At 73.4% G+C, this 15297-nt stretch carries 7 protein-coding genes; 6 read left to right on the top strand and 1 reads right to left on the bottom strand.

The window, feature by feature from the left end:
- Nucleotides 1-40: 40 nt before the first annotated feature.
- The 3 genes from AC07BS_RS30050 to AC07BS_RS30040 all read left to right on the top strand — a co-directional run bounded on the left by AC07BS_RS30050 (nucleotide 41) and on the right by AC07BS_RS30040 (nucleotide 6208).
- Nucleotides 41-1843 (top strand): ABC transporter ATP-binding protein, encoded by a 1803-nt coding sequence (locus tag AC07BS_RS30050; RefSeq protein ID WP_478935088.1) that lies wholly within the window; start codon nucleotides 41-43, stop codon nucleotides 1841-1843.
- Nucleotides 1840-3660 carry an ABC transporter ATP-binding protein gene (locus AC07BS_RS30045; protein ID WP_478935087.1) on the top strand — a complete coding sequence of 607 codons (1821 nt, stop codon included), beginning with the start codon at nucleotides 1840-1842 and terminating at the stop codon, nucleotides 3658-3660. The genes AC07BS_RS30050 and AC07BS_RS30045 overlap by 4 nt, the downstream gene beginning before the upstream one ends.
- A gap of 271 nt (nucleotides 3661-3931) precedes the next feature.
- Complete coding sequence (locus tag AC07BS_RS30040; protein ID WP_478935086.1) at nucleotides 3932-6208, top strand: M4 family metallopeptidase; 2277 nt, start codon at nucleotides 3932-3934, stop codon at nucleotides 6206-6208.
- 72 nt (nucleotides 6209-6280) lie between these two features.
- Here AC07BS_RS30040 and glgP read toward each other — a convergent pair whose 3' ends face one another.
- On the bottom strand, nucleotides 6281-8908 hold the full coding sequence (glgP, locus tag AC07BS_RS30035) for an alpha-glucan family phosphorylase (protein ID WP_478642313.1): 2628 nt from the start codon (nucleotides 8906-8908) through the stop codon (nucleotides 6281-6283).
- A gap of 659 nt (nucleotides 8909-9567) precedes the next feature.
- On the opposite strand from glgP, the gene AC07BS_RS30030 reads away from it, so the two are divergent.
- The 3 genes from AC07BS_RS30030 to AC07BS_RS30020 all read left to right on the top strand — a co-directional run bounded on the left by AC07BS_RS30030 (nucleotide 9568) and on the right by AC07BS_RS30020 (nucleotide 15121).
- Entirely contained in the window at nucleotides 9568-11562 is a 1995-nt protein-coding gene (locus AC07BS_RS30030) for an alpha-1,4-glucan--maltose-1-phosphate maltosyltransferase (RefSeq protein WP_478642316.1), read from the top strand.
- Nucleotides 11559-13271, top strand: a complete 1713-nt coding sequence (treS, locus tag AC07BS_RS30025; RefSeq protein WP_478935085.1) for a maltose alpha-D-glucosyltransferase — start codon at nucleotides 11559-11561, stop codon at nucleotides 13269-13271. The genes AC07BS_RS30030 and treS overlap by 4 nt, the downstream gene beginning before the upstream one ends.
- 380 nt (nucleotides 13272-13651) lie before the next feature.
- Nucleotides 13652-15121 carry a maltokinase N-terminal cap-like domain-containing protein gene (locus AC07BS_RS30020; RefSeq protein ID WP_478935084.1) on the top strand — a complete coding sequence of 490 codons (1470 nt, stop codon included), beginning with the start codon at nucleotides 13652-13654 and terminating at the stop codon, nucleotides 15119-15121.
- Nucleotides 15122-15297 lie beyond the last annotated feature (176 nt).

The raw sequence follows: 15297 nt of genomic DNA, 5'->3' as shown, positions 1-15297 counted from the left end.
CGTGAACGACGCCGCCGGACGGTCGTACTCTCCCCTGTTGATGACGGGAAACCGCGAAGGGCCGCCGCCCGGCGGGCGCCGGTCCACCGTGCGCTCGCTGGCGCGCCTGTGGCCGTACGTACGCCCGGTGCGCGGCCGGCTGCTGCTGGCCGCGCTCGCCTCGGTGCTGGCGTCCTGCGCCGGTCTGGTCGTCCCGCTGGTCCTGAAGGGCATCGTCGACGGGCCGGTGGCCGCCCGCGACCCGCGGGGGGTGTGGCTGGGCGGGCTGGCGGTGGCGCTGCTGGGGGCGGTGGAGGCCGGGCTGTTCGGGGTGCGGCGGGTCGTCGTGGCCCGGCCGCTGGCCGGTGTGGAGGCGGCGATGCGGTCCGCGCTCCACCACCGGCTCCAGCGGCTGCCGGTCGCCTTCCACGACCGCTGGCCGTCGGGCCAGCTGCTCTCGCGCGCCACGGCCGATCTGATGCTGATCCGGGTGTTCCTCTCCTTCCCGCTGACCTTCCTGCTGGTCAACGGAGTGACGATCGTGGTGGGGTTCGCCGTCCTGCTGTGGCAGGACCGGCCGCTGGGGCTGGTGCTGCTGGCGCCCGTGGTGCCGCTCATCGTGCTGTGCTCCCTCTTCGAGAAGCGCTACTTCGGCGCCGCGCGCGCCGCCCAGGACCGGGTCGGGGACCTGACGACGGTCCTGGAGGAGAGCGTCCTGGGCATCCGGGTCGTCAAGGGCTTCGGCCGGCACCCCGGCCAGGAGCGCGCCTTCGCCCTCCACTCCGCCCTGCTGCGGGAGGCCGAGCTGGGCAAGGCGCGGCTGCTGGGGACCCTCTGGGGCCTGATCACCGTGCTGCCCGAGCTGGCGATCGGGGCCGCGCTGGTGCTCGGCATGGTGCGGGTGTCCGACGGCGCGCTGTCGGCGGGCACGCTGGTGGCGTTCCTGTCGACGGCCCTGGCGCTGCGCTGGCCGGTGGAGTCCATCGGCTTCCTGCTCGCCATCACCAATGACGCGGCCACCGCCGCCGACCGCTTCTTCGAGGTGCTGGACGCCCCCGGCGCCCCGCCCGACCCGCTGCCGGCCCGTGACCCGGCCCGTGCTCCCCTCCGGGCACGGCCGGCGGACCGGGGACTGCGGCTGACGGGCGTGGAGTTCCGCTACCCCGACGCGCCGCCGTCCGCCCCGCCCGTCCTGCGCGGCGTCGACCTCCACGTCCGGCCCGGCGAGACCATGGCCCTGGTCGGCGCCACGGGCAGCGGCAAGACCACGCTCACCGCCCTCGTCCCCCGGCTCCACGAGGTCACCGCCGGCCGGATCACCCTGGACGGCCGGGAGATCACCGAGCTGCCCCGGGCCCGGCTGCGCGAGCTGGTGTCCGTGGCCTTCGAGGAACCCACCCTCTTCTCCGCCAGCGCCGGCGAGAACGTCCTGATGGGCGCGGCCGGCGCCGGCGAGGCCGAGCTGCTGCGGGCCCTGGACGTCGCCCGGGCCGGCTTCGTGCACGCCCTCCCCGACGGCCACCGCACCCAGGTCGGCGAGCTGGGCCTGAGCCTGTCCGGCGGCCAGCGGCAGCGGCTCGCGCTGGCCCGCGCGGTGATCGGCCGGCCGCGCTTCCTGATCCTCGACGACCCGCTGTCGGCCCTCGACGTCCACACCGAGGCCCTGGTCGAGGCGGCCCTGCGGGAGGTGCTCGCCACCACCACCGCCCTCGTCGTGGCCCACCGGCCGTCCACGGTGCTGCTCGCGGACCGCGTCGCGCTGCTCTCCGGGGGCCGGATCGCCGCGGTGGGCACCCACCGCGAACTCCTCAGGGGCAACCGGGAGTACGCCGCGCTCATGTCGGGCCCGGAGCACCGCCCATGACGGCCCCTCCCGGACCCCCCGACCCGCTCGACCCGCTCGACCGCGACGCCCTCGCGGTGCCCCGGGGCGCCTCGTTCGCCCTGCTGCGCTCGCTGCTGGCCCCGGCCCGGGGCCGGGTCCGTCTGGCGGTGGCGGTGCTGCTGCTCCAGCAGGCCGTCGTCCAGGCGGGCCCGCTGCTGGTCGCGTACGCCATCGACCGGGGGGTGCCCGCCGCACGGCAGCACGACTACGGGCCGGTGGCCGTCGCCGGGGCCGGCTATCCGCTGTGCGCCCTGGCCGCCGGGCTGCTCCAGTACGCCTCCGTCCGGCTGGCGGCGCGTATCGGCCAGGACGCGCTGCTGGACCTGCGCGGCCGGATCTTCCGGCACGGCCAGCGGCTCGGCGTCGACTTCCACGAGCGCTACACCTCCGGCCGGCTGATCGCGCGGGCCACCACCGACGTGGAGTCGATCCGCGAGCTGCTGAACGACGGCCTCCAGGAGCTGATCGGCGTCGCCCTGTCGATGTTGTACGTCACCGCGACGCTGCTGTACCTCGACCCGGCCACCGGTGGCGCCGCGCTGCTCTCCCTCGTCCCGCTGGGGCTGCTGGTGCGCGGCTACCGGCGGCGGTCGATCGTGGTGCACCGCCGGCGCTCGGCCGCGATCGCCGCGGTCATCGTGCAGTTCACCGAGACCATGAACGGCATCCGGCCCGTACAGGCCTTCCGCCGCGAGGCGGTCAACGAGGCGCGCTTCGAGCGGCTCAACGCCGACCACCTGCGGACCAACGCCGACACCGCGCTGGCCATGGCCCGCTATGTGGTCACGTCCCGGCTGGTGGCCAACACCGCCGTGGCCGCGATCGTGGTGTGGGGCGCGTACCGGGTGGCCGGCGGCGGCCTGGCGCTGGGCGTGCTCGCCGCCTCGGTGCTCTACCTGCGGCGGCTGTACGACCCGATCGACCGGCTGGGGATGTTCCTCAACTCCTACCAGTCGGCGGCCGCGTCCCTGGAGAAGATCGCCGGGCTGCTGGCCCGGCGGCCCTCGGTGCCGGAGCCGGCGGTGCCCGCCGCGCCGCCCGCCCGGCGCCCGGACGGGCCCGGCCGCGAGATGGTCCTGGAGGGCGTGCGCTTCGGCTACCGCCCGGGCACCGAGGTGCTGCCGCGCCTGGACCTGACGCTGCGGGCCGGGCGGACGGTGGCCGTGGTCGGTGCCACGGGCGCGGGCAAGTCGACGCTCGTCAAGCTGCTGGCCCGGTTCCACGACCCGACCGCGGGCCGCGTCCTGCTGGACGGCGTACCGCTGCGCGAGCTGTCCCTCGACCGGCTCCGGCGCGAGGTGGTGATGGTGACGCAGGAGGCCTTCCTCTTCTCCGGCACGGTCGCCGAGAACATCGCCCTCGGCCGCCCCGACGCGAGCCGCGCGGACGTCGAGGCGGCGGCGCGGGCCATCGGGGCACACGCCTTCATCACCGCCCTGCCGGACGGCTACGACACGGACGTCCGCAAGCGCGGCGGCCGCCTCTCGGCGGGCCAGCGCCAGCTCGTGTCGTTCGCCCGCGCCCTGCTGGCCGACCCGGCCGTGCTGATCCTGGACGAGGCGACGTCGTCGCTGGACATCCCCGGCGAGCGGGCGGTGCAGCGCGCGATGCGCACGGTGCTGCGGGGGCGTACGGCGGTGATCGTGGCGCACCGGCTGTCGACCGTGGAGATCGCGGACCGGGTGCTGGTGATGGCCGACGGCCGCATCGTGGAGGACGGCGCGCCGGCCGCGCTCGCCGCGGGGGGCGGCCGCTTCGCTGACCTGCACCGGGCCTGGCGGGACAGCCTCGTCTGAGCGCCCGTTATACGGACATCGATCTTTGGCCAACGGACATATTCCGGCCAACTTGTTGACGCGCCCCTGACACCCACCGGGCAGCAGTGGCACTCTTCACCTCGACTGGCGCGGCGCACCCCCACATTCCCCACCCTTCCCGCGGCAGCCCCAGCACCTTCCCCCCTTTCTCCATGTGTTCTGCCGTGCTCTGCCCGGACGGCGCGCCGCGCCGTCCGGCCGCCCACCGGCCACACCCACCGATGTCGTGGCCACCGCAGAAGGAGTCAGTGTGAGACCCACCCCCCCAAAACGTGCCGTCGCCACCGGCGCGCTCGTGGCCGTGACCGCGATGCTCGCCGTCGGAACCCAGGCCGGTACGGCCGGCGCCCGCGACGCGGCGGACAGGACCGCCGGCCGCCAGCTCATAGCCAAGGCCGACCCGGGCGCGACGCCCGCCAAGCTCACCCCCTCGCAGCGCGCCGAGCTCATCCGCGAGGCCAACGCCACCAAGGCGGAGACGGCGAAGACCCTCGGCCTCGGCGCCAAGGAGCAGCTCGTCGTCCGCGACGTGACCCGCGACGTCAACGGGACCGTCCACACCCGCTACGAGCGCACGTACGACGGCCTGCCCGTGCTCGGCGGCGACCTCGTGGTCGACGCCACCAAGGGCGGCACGGTGAAGACCGTGGCCAAGGCCAGCAAGGCGCGGATGGCCGTCTCCACGACCGCGCCGTCCTTCGCCGCCGCCACCGCCGAGAAGGACGCCGTCAAGTCCGCCCGCGCCCAGGGCTCCAAGGCCGACAAGGCCGAGCGGGCGCCGCGCAAGGTCGTCTGGGCCGCGAACGGCACGCCCGTCCTCGCGTACGAGACCGTCGTCGGCGGCCTCCAGCACGACGGCACGCCCAACGAGCTGCACGTCATCACGGACGCGACGACCGGCAAGAAGCTCTTCGAGTTCCAGGGCGTCAAGCAGGGCACCGGCAACAGCCAGTACAGCGGCCAGGTCACCATCGGCACCGCCCCGTCGTACACGATGACCGACAACTCGCGCGGCGGTCACAAGACGTACAACCTCAACAAGGGGACGTCCGGCACCGGCACCCTCTTCACCGACTCCGACGACGTCTGGGGCAACGGCACCACCAGCGACCCCGCGACGGCCGGCGTCGACGCCCACTACGGCGCCCAGCTGACGTGGGACTACTACAAGAACGTGCACGGCCGCAGCGGCATCAAGGGCGACGGCAAGGGCGCGTACAGCCGGGTCCACTACGGCAACAGCTATGTGAACGCCTTCTGGTCCGACCAGTGCTTCTGCATGACCTACGGCGACGGCTCCGGCAACGCCAAGCCGCTCACCTCGATCGACGTGGCCGCGCACGAGATGACCCACGGCGTCACCTCGGCCACCGCCAACCTCACCTACAGCGGAGAGTCCGGCGGCCTGAACGAGGCCACCTCCGACATCTTCGCCGCCGCCGTCGAGTTCTGGGCGAACAACCCCACGGACGTCGGCGACTACCTGGTCGGCGAGAAGATCGACATCAACGGCAACGGCACCCCGCTGCGCTACATGGACAAGCCCAGCAAGGACGGCCGCTCCAAGGACGCCTGGTACTCCGGCCTCGGCGGCATCGACGTCCACTACTCCTCCGGCCCGGCCAACCACTGGTTCTACCTGGCCTCCGAGGGCAGCGGCGCCAAGACGATCAACGGCGTGAAGTACGACTCCCCGACCGCCGACGGCCAGCCCGTGACCGGCATCGGCCGCGACAACGCCGCGAAGATCTGGTTCAAGGCGCTGACCCAGCGCATGCAGTCCAACACCAACTACGCGGGCGCCCGCGACGCCACGCTCTGGGCCGCCGGCGAGCTCTTCGGCACCGGCAGCGAGACCTACAACAACGTCGCCAACGCCTGGGCCGCCATCAGCGTCGGCAGCCGGGTCTCCACCGGCGTCTCGGTCACCAGCCCCGGCGACCAGACCTCGATCGTCAACACCGCCGTCTCGCTCCAGATCAAGGCGTCCAGCTCCACCACGGGCTCCCTGACCTACTCGGCCACCGGCCTGCCCGCCGGCCTGTCGATCAACTCCTCGACCGGCCTGATCTCCGGCAGCCCGACCGCCACCGGCACCAGCAACGTGACCGTGACGGTGAAGGACTCGGGCGGCAAAACCGGCACCGCGTCCTTCAAGTGGACCGTGAACACCACCGGCGGCGGCAGCGTCTTCGAGAACACCACCCCGGTCGCGATCCCCGACGCCGGCTCCGCGGTCACCTCTCCGATCGTCGTGACCCGCAGCGGCAACGGTTCCTCCGCCCTGAAGGTGGACGTCGACATCACCCACACCTACCGCGGTGACCTGGCGATCGACCTGGTCGCCCCCGACGGCAAGACGTGGAACCTGAAGGACTCCGACGCCTGGGACTCCGCCGCGGACGTCAAGGAGACCTACACCGTGGACGCGTCGGCCGTCTCGGCCACGGGCACCTGGAAGCTCCAGGTGCGGGACGTCTACTCCGGTGACGACGGCACGATCAACAGCTGGAAGCTCAGCTTCTAGTTTCCGGCCTCCTGAGGACCAGGTGCCGTCCGGGGTGAGCGCGACTCCCCCGGACGGCGCCTCTTCTTTCGGCTACCGCATCAACACCCCCGCCGCCTCGCCCGTCGTCCCGGACGGCACCGCCACCAGGCCCAGCTCCGCCCCGTGGGCCAGCAGCCGGTGGGCCGGGAGGATGCGTACGGTGTAGCCGAAGGGCCCGGTACGGTCGAGGGTCAGCGGGCCCTCGTAGAGCCGGCGGCCGTCCAGGCCCGGGGCCCCGGTGGCCTTGAGCGGGAAGGCGACCGTGTCGGTCAGCCGGTCGGAGCGGTCCACCCGGCCCGCGACCGCCTGCACCTCCACGTCGGAGGGGTCCAGCTCCCCCAGGGTCACGCTCACCCGCAGCGAGACCGTGGCGCCGAGCTCGGCGTGGCCGTTGAGCGGGCCCTCCGAGACCGCCTCCACATGGTCGACCGCCACCGCCGGCCACGCGGCGCGCACCCGGGCCTTCCACGCGGCCAGCCCTGCCGCCGCGTGCGGCTCCAGCGCCCGGTGGGCCTCGGCGGCCGGACCGTAGAGCCGCTCGACGTACTCGCGCACCATGCGCCCGGCGAGGACCTTGGGGCCGAGGGTGGCCAGGGTCCGCCGGACCATCTCGATCCAGCGTCCGGGCAGCCCGTCCGCGCCCCGGTCGTAGAAGCGCGGCGCGACCCGCTGCGCCAGCAGGTCGTAGAGCGCGGCCGCCTCCAGGTCGTCACGGCGGTCGTCGTCCACGGCCGCCCCGTCGGCGGTGGGGATGGCCCAGCCGAAGTCCGGCTCGTACCACTCGTCCCACCAGCCGTCCAGGACCGAGAGGTTGAGGCAGCCGTTGAGCGCGGCCTTCATGCCCGAGGTGCCGCAGGCCTCCAGGGGGCGCAGGGGATTGTTGAGCCAGACGTCGCAGCCGGGGTAGAGCCGCTGGGCCATGGCCATGCCGTAGTCGGGCAGGAAGACCAGGCGGTGCCGCACCCCGGCGTCGTCGGCGAAGCGGACGAGCTCCTGGACGAGCCGCTTGCCGCTGTCGTCGGCCGGGTGGGCCTTGCCGGCGACGACGATCTGCACCGGGCGCTCGGGGTGGAGGAGGAGCTCGGTGAGCCGCTCACGGTCGCGCAGCATCAGGGTCAGGCGCTTGTACGAGGGCACGCGCCGGGCGAAACCGATGGTGAGGACGTCGGGGTCCAGGACTCCGTCGATCCAGCCCAGTTCCGCGCTGCCGGCGCCGCGCTCCCGCCAGGAGGCGCGCAGCCGGTGGCGGACCTCGTCGACCAGCTGCTCGCGCAGGGTGCGGCGGAGCTCCCAGATGTCGGCGTCGGAGATCTCGGCCACGGAGTCCCAGCGCTCGGAGCCGCCGACGGCCAGCGCGTCCTCGGCCCGGGAGAGCCCGATCCGGCGGGCGCCGAGCCGGAAGACCTCGGGGGCGACCCAGGTGGGGGCGTGGACGCCGTTGGTGACGGAGGTGATGGGCACCTCGTCGGCGTCGAATCCGGGCCACAGCCCGGCGAACATCGCGCGGCTGACCCCGCCGTGGAGGGTGGAGACGCCGTTGGCCCGCTGGGCCAGCCGCAGCCCCATGACGGCCATGTTGAAGAGGCCCTCCTGGCCGCCGGGGTAGTCCTCCCGGCCGAGCTCCAGGACGCGCCCGGGGTCGATGCCGGGCAGCTCGCCGCCCTCGCCGAAGTGCCGGGCGACCAGGCCGGCCTCGAAGCGGTCGATGCCGGCGGGGACGGGGGTGTGGGTGGTGAAGAGCGCGCCGGCGCGCACGCTCTCCAGTGCGGCGTCGAAGTCGGCGCCCTGTTCGACCAGTTCGCGGATGCGTTCCAGGCCCAGGAAGCCGGCGTGGCCCTCGTTGGTGTGGAAGACCTCGGGCTCGGGGTGGCCGCTCAGCCGGCAGTAGGCCCGGACGGCGCGCACCCCGCCGATGCCCAGCAGCATCTCCTGGAGCAGCCGGTGCTCGCTGCCGCCGCCGTAGAGCCGGTCGGTGACGTCGCGCTCGCCGGGGCCGTTCTCCTCCACGTCGGAGTCCAGGAGCAGCAGCGGGACCCGGCCGACCCGGGCCTGCCAGACGTGGGCGAGCAGCCGGCGGCCGCCGGGGAGGGCGAGGGTGACGCGGGTGGGGGTGCCGTCGGTCTCGCGGAGCATGGACAGCGGGAGCTCGTTGGGGTCGAGCAGGGGGTAGTGCTCCTGCTGCCAGCCCTCGCGGGAGAGGGACTGCCGGAAATAGCCGTGGCGGTAGAGCAGCCCGACGCCGATGAGCGGGACGCCGAGGTCGCTGGCGGATTTCAGGTGGTCGCCGGCGAGGATGCCGAGGCCGCCGCTGTACTGCGGGAGGGCGGCGGTGATGCCGAACTCGGGCGAGAAGTAGGCGACGGCCGCGGGCAGTCCGGCGGGCTGTTCCTGGTACCAGCGGCGGCCGGTGAGGTAGTCGTGCAGGTCGTCGGCGGCGGCCGCGAGCCGCCGCCGGAAGCGGCGGTCCTCGGCCAGGACGGCCAGCCGGTCGGCGGGGACCGAGCCGAGCAGCCGCAGCGGGTCGCCCGCGGCGGCCCGCCACCCCTCGGGGTCGACGGACTGGAACAGCTCGCGGGTCTCGGGGTGCCAGGACCAGCGCAGGTTGCGCGCCAGTTCGCTGAGCGGTCGTAGGGGTTCCGGAAGGACGGGACGCACGCTGAATCGACGAATGGCCTTCACGGTCACGACGGTAGCGGCGGGGGGCGGGCCGGTGCCGCCCCACGCGGCCAAGTGCCCTCTTCCGCCGCACGACGGCGGACGCCCCGGGGGGTGCGGCGGCGTGCGGAGCGCCCGCCCCCGTCGTCACCGAAACGGCTCCGCCAAACGTACGAGGCGAATTTACGCCCCGCGTACAACAGCACACTCCAAGGCCACAGGGCGTCGCGGCCTTCGAAGGTGATGTCAGGTGGCGCGTTCCCCGCCCGGGTCGCGTTTCCCGTGGTGCGTCGCATTGCATGCGATCGGCCCAGCGGGGAGACTCCCTACGGGTGACGGAGGAACGACCGGCCTCCGCACGTGGTGCCACGGGAACTACGCACGAGTAGTTCATACGGTCCGGGCATGCCCGGGCGGGCCCGGTGGGAAAGCTCACCCGGTATACAGAGACGCCCATCCGACGCCTTGCTCAGGGCGCGGGTGTTTCCTCCCCTCCCCCAGCACGGCAGCAGTGTTTGTTCCACGGCCCCACCGCCCACCCGAGTGAAGCGGACAGGAGCAGTCATGCCCGCACCCTTGCGACCCGTGACGGAGCGGATAGAAAGAACGGAACACCTCCCCGGCCGCGGCCGGGACGCACGCCCTGACCTGCCCGGACTCCCGTCGCATCTCCAGGTGATCCCATGATCGGTCGCATCCCCGTCCTGGACCTCGGCCCGCTCGTCGACTGCGGCCGAAGGCCCGTCAAGGCCGTGGTGGGCGAGACCTTCGAGGTCACGGCCACGGTCTTCCGCGAGGGCCACGAGGCGGTCGGCGCGAACGTGGTGCTGCGCGGGCCGGCGGGCCGCTGCGGGCCGTGGACCCCGATGCGCGAGCTGGCACCGGGCACCGACCGCTGGGGCGCGGAGGTCACCCCGGACTCCGAGGGCCGCTGGACGTACGCGGTGGAGGCGTGGGGCGATCCGGTGCGCACCTGGCGGGAGCACGCCCTGATCAAGATCCCGGCGGGCCTCGACACCGAACTGGTGCTGGAGGAGGGCGCCCGGCTGCTGGAGCGGGCCGCGGGCGGGGTGCCCAAGAGCGACGGCCGGGAGGCGGTGCTGGCCGCCGTCGACGCGCTGCGGGACGCCGAGCGCCCGCCGGCGGCCCGGCTGGACGCGGCGCTGGAAGAGGGGGTGACGGCGGCCCTGGCCGCGTACCCGCTGCGGGAGCTGGTGACCTCCTCCCGCCCGGTGCCGGTGCTGGTGGAGCGCGAGCGGGCGCTGTTCGGCGCGTGGTACGAGTTCTTCCCGCGCTCGGAGGGGGCCGTGGTGCGCGAGGGCCGGCGGCCGGTCAGCGGGACGTTCCGTACGGCCGCGAACCGGCTGCCGGCCGTGGCCGCCATGGGCTTCGACGTCGTCTATCTCCCGCCCGTCCATCCCATCGGCACCTCCTATCGCAAGGGTCCCAACAACGCCCTCACCGCCGGTCCCGGCGACGTCGGCAGCCCCTGGGCCATCGGCTCGCCCGAGGGCGGGCACGACGCGCTCCACCCGGACCTGGGCACCTTCGACGACTTCGACCACTTCGTGACGCGGGCGCGGGAGCTGCGGCTGGAGGTGGCGCTGGACTTCGCGCTCCAGTGCTCCCCCGACCACCCCTGGGTGGACAAGCACCCCGAGTGGTTCCGGCACCGCGCCGACGGCACCATCGCCCACGCCGAGAACCCGCCGAAGAAGTACCAGGACATCTATCCCCTGGTCTTCGACGCGGACTTCGACGGGCTGCTGGCCGAGACGCTGCGGGTGCTGCGCTTCTGGATGGAGCGCGGTGTGCGGATCTTCCGGGTGGACAACCCCCACACCAAGCCCGTGGTCTTCTGGGAGCGGGTCATCGCCGAGATCGGCCGGACCGATCCGGATGTGGTCTTCCTGGCGGAGGCCTTCACCCGGCCGGCCATGATGCGCACGCTCGGGGCGATCGGCTTCCAGCAGTCGTACACCTACTTCACCTGGCGCAACACCAAGCACGAGCTGACGGAGTACCTCACGGAGCTCTCGCGGGACACCGCCGCCTGTATGCGCCCGAACCTCTTCGTCAACACCCCCGACATCCTCCACGCCCATCTCCAGCACGGCGGGCGGCCCGCCTTCGAGGCGCGCGCCGTGCTCGCCGCGACGCTCTCCCCGTCCTGGGGCGTCTACGCCGGCTACGAGCTGTGCGAGCGGGTCCCGGAGCGCCCGGGCAGCGAGGAGTACCTCGATTCGGAGAAGTACCAACTGCGTCCGCGGGACTGGGAGTCGGCGGAACGCGAAGGCAGCAGTCTGGCCCCCCTGATCACGGTCCTCAACCGGCTGAGGCGTCGTCAGCCCGCCCTGCGGCGGCTGCGCAACCTGCGTTTCCATGACGCCGACAACGACGCCGTCATCGCCTACTCCAAGCGGTCCGGCCCCTCCTGCGTGCTCACGGTCGTCAACCTCGACCCCCACCACACCCAGGAGGCGACGGTCTCGTTGGACATGCCGGAGCTCGGCCTCGACTGGCACGAGTCCTTCCCGGTGCGCGACGAGCTCACCGGAGAGACCTATCACTGGGGCAGGGACAACTATGTGCGCCTGGAGCCGGGCCGTTCGATCGCGCCCGCGCACGTGTTCTCGCTGCGACCGTCCTCACAGATCGGAGGGTCACCCACACCATGATCGTCAATGAGCCCGTCCAGGACACCTTCGAGGACACACCGGCGAAGGACCTGGATCCCGACTGGTTCAAGCGGGCCGTCTTCTACGAGGTGCTCGTACGGTCCTTCCAGGACAGCGACGGAGACGGCATCGGCGACCTCAAGGGCCTGACGGCCAAACTGGACTATCTCCAGTGGCTGGGCGTCGACTGCCTGTGGCTGCCGCCGTTCTTCCAGTCCCCGCTGCGGGACGGCGGCTACGACGTCTCCGACTACACCTCGGTGCTGCCCGAGTTCGGCGATCTCGCGGACTTCGTGGACTTCGTGGACGCCGCGCACGCGCGTGGTATGCGGGTCATCATCGACTTTGTCATGAACCATACGAGCGACCAGCACGACTGGTTCCAGCAGTCCCGCACCGACCCCGACGGCCCGTACGGCGACTACTACGTCTGGGCCGACGACGACAAGCAGTACCAGGACGCGCGCATCATCTTCGTCGACACGGAGACCTCGAACTGGACGTTCGACCCGGTGCGCAAGCAGTACTACTGGCACCGCTTCTTCTCCCACCAGCCGGACCTCAACTACGAGAACCCGGCCGTGCAGGAGGAGATCCTGGCCGCCCTGCGGTTCTGGCTGGACCTGGGCATCGACGGCTTCCGGCTGGACGCGGTGCCGTACCTCTTCGCCGAAGAGGGCACCAACTGCGAGAACCTCCCCCGCAGCCACGAGTTCCTCAAGCGGGTGCGGGCCGAGATCGACGCCCACTACCCGGACACGGTGCTGCTGGCCGAGGCCAACCAGTGGCCGGAGGACGTGGTCGACTACTTCGGCGACTACGCCAAGGGCGGGGACGAATGCCATATGGCGTTCCACTTCCCCGTCATGCCGCGCATCTTCATGGCCGTGCGCCGGGAGTCCCGCTACCCGGTCTCCGAGATCCTGGCCAAGACCCCGGCCATCCCCTCCGGCTGCCAGTGGGGCGTCTTCCTCCGCAACCACGACGAGCTCACGCTCGAGATGGTCACGGACGAAGAGCGCGACTACATGTGGGCGGAGTACGCCAAGGACCCGCGGATGCGCGCCAACATCGGCATCCGCCGCCGGCTGGCCTCGCTGCTCGACAACGACCGCAACCAGATCGAGCTGTTCACCGCCCTGCTGCTGTCGCTCCCCGGCTCGCCGATCCTCTACTACGGCGACGAGATCGGCATGGGCGACAACATCTGGCTCGGCGACCGCGACGCGGTGCGCACCCCCATGCAGTGGACGCCCGACCGCAACGCCGGCTTCTCCTCCTGCGACCCGGGCCGGCTCTATCTGCCGACCATCATGGACCCGGTCTACGGCTACCAGGTCACCAATGTGGAGGCGGCCATGAGCAGCCCCTCCTCGCTGCTGCACTGGACCCGCCGGATGATCGAGATCCGAAAGCAGAACCCCGCGTTCGGGCTGGGCTCGTACACCGAGCTCACCTCCAGCAACCCGGCGGTGCTGGCGTTCCTGCGGGAGCACGGCGACGACCTCGTGCTCTGCGTGAACAACTTCTCCCGGTTCGCCCAGCCGACCGAGCTGGACCTGCGGGCCTTCAACCGCCGCCACCCGGTGGAACTGATCGGCGGGGTGCGCTTCCCCGCCATCGGGGAGCTGCCGTATCTGCTGACGCTGGCCGGCCACGGCTTCTACTGGTTCCGGCTCCGTGACGGCTCGGCGGCGACCGCGCGCTGAGCGCGCCCCCGTGCGCGGCCGTTCCACCGGCCGCGCACCACGGGCGGCGGTTTCCGCCGCCCGGCCCTGGGCACGCGTACTACTGCGCGCGGCGGGCGTCCCGCCGCGACCGCCCGCCGCCGCCCGGACGCCGTGCGCCCGGCACGCCGGGGCACCTCGTACCGGCGCACGGCCCGCACCAGCACGCGGCGACGTACGTACGCACCGCACGGTCCGCGGCCCCGGCCGCGGGCGCCGCACGACATCGCCGACAGGGCCGCGAGGCGCTGACCGTACGGACGATCCTCGCCCGACACGTCCCGCGTCACGCACCGGCCGAAGCCGCAATCCGGGACACTGTGCCCCATCCGTCGTGTGCCCCGGGGAAAGGACGCGACGCCATGCCGGACGCCGCACCGCCGCACCGGGAGGCCACCGCCACCCGCCCGGGGCCGCCGCCGGGCCCCGCCACGCCCGCCACCGACCAGGGCCGCGCCCCCACCGACGCGGGGCTGCTCGACTCCCTGGGACCGCTGCTCCTGGAATGGCTGCCCCGGCAGCGGTGGTTCGCCGGGAAGGGCCGCCCCATCGCCGGCCTCGCCCTGGTCTCCGCCACCGACCTGCTGCCCCGGCCGGCCGGCGGCGCCCCGGGCCTGATCCACCTGCTGCTGCGCGCCCGGCAGCCGGGCGCCGGCGAGGACTGCTACCAACTCCTGCTCGGCGTCCGCGACGTGCTGCCGCCCCACCTGGCACCCGCGCTCGTCGGCCGCCCCGCCGACGGCCCGCTGCGCGGCCACGCGGTCTACGAGGGCCTGACCGACCCCCGGCTGGCCGCCCTGCTCCTGGAGCGGCTGCGGATGCCGGGCCGGCTCGGTCCGCTGCGTTTCGCCCGCGAACCGGACGCGGTCATTCCGAAGGACCTCCCGCCCCGGCTGCTGGACGCCGAACAGTCCAACTCCTCGGCGGTGTACGGCGAAACGTACATCCTCAAGCTCTTCCGCCGGGTCGGCCCGGGCGTCAACCCGGACCTGGAACTGCCCCGCGCACTCGCGAACGCCGGCTGCTCCCGGGTCCCGGCCCCCGCCGCCTGGTTCGAGGCCGAACCGCTCTCCCCCGGCGGCGAACCCCTGACCCTCGGGGTGCTCCAGCCCTATCTGGCGGGCTCCGCCGACGGCTGGCAGCTGGCGCTCGGCGCCCTGGCCGTGGGGGCCGACTTCACCGCCCCCGCGCGCGCCCTGGGCCACGCCACCGCCGAGGTGCACCTGGCGCTGGCCGAGGCACTGCCCACCACCGTGCTGGACGCCCCCCGGCGCACGGCGCTCGCCACCGCCATGACGGCGCGCCTGGAGGCCGCCGCCGAGGCCGTCCCCGCGCTGCGCCCCTACCGCGCCGCGCTCCGCGCCGCCTACGACGACCTCACCGCGCCCGGTCCGGCCGGCCCCTCCTGGCACGCCCAGCGCGTCCACGGCGACCTCCACCTCGGCCAGGTGCTGCGCACCCCCGAGGACGGCCGCTGGTCCCTCATCGACTTCGAGGGCGAGCCCGCGCGCCCGCTGGCCGAGCGGCGCCGCCCGCAGCCGGTCGCCCGGGACATCGCCGGGATGCTGCGCTCCTTCGACTACGCGGCGGCGGTGGGCCGCGCCCCCGGCCCGGGCTGGGCCGAGGCCGCCCGCACCGCCTACTGCGAGGGCTACGCCGAGGCGCACCACGACGACCCGCGCGAGGACCCCCGGCTGCTGCGCGCCCACGAGACGGACAAGGCCGTCTACGAGGTCCTCTACGAGGCCCGCCACCGCCCCGACTGGCTGCCCGTCCCGCTGTCCGCGATCCGCCGGCTCGCGGAGGGCCGTCCCGGCGGGACCCCCGTATGACCGCCGTGCCGCCGCCCGGCACCTGACGACCGGAACCCGACGACCGGAAGGACCCCCCGTGACCGCACGACCGCCGTCCGGCCCGCCGATCAGGGCGTTGTGCTGGCGCCAGAGCAGGACGTCGCCGAGCTCGCGGAAGTACCAGCCGTTGCCGACGATTCCGTGGCCGCTGGGCA

The sequence above is a fragment of the Streptomyces sp. NPDC044063 genome, assembly GCF_056434285.1.
The sequence above is the reverse complement of the archived record's forward strand: the minus strand, read 5'-3'. Positions and strand labels throughout refer to the sequence as shown.

Coding starts and splice junctions, on each gene's coding strand:
- AC07BS_RS30050 (WP_478935088.1), top strand. CDS start 41: ATGACGGGAAACCGCGAAGGGCCGCCGCCCGGCGGGCGCCGGTCCACC.
- AC07BS_RS30045 (WP_478935087.1), top strand. CDS start 1,840: ATGACGGCCCCTCCCGGACCCCCCGACCCGCTCGACCCGCTCGACCGC.
- AC07BS_RS30030 (WP_478642316.1), top strand. CDS start 9,568: ATGATCGGTCGCATCCCCGTCCTGGACCTCGGCCCGCTCGTCGACTGC.
- treS (WP_478935085.1), top strand. CDS start 11,559: ATGATCGTCAATGAGCCCGTCCAGGACACCTTCGAGGACACACCGGCG.
- AC07BS_RS30020 (WP_478935084.1), top strand. CDS start 13,652: ATGCCGGACGCCGCACCGCCGCACCGGGAGGCCACCGCCACCCGCCCG.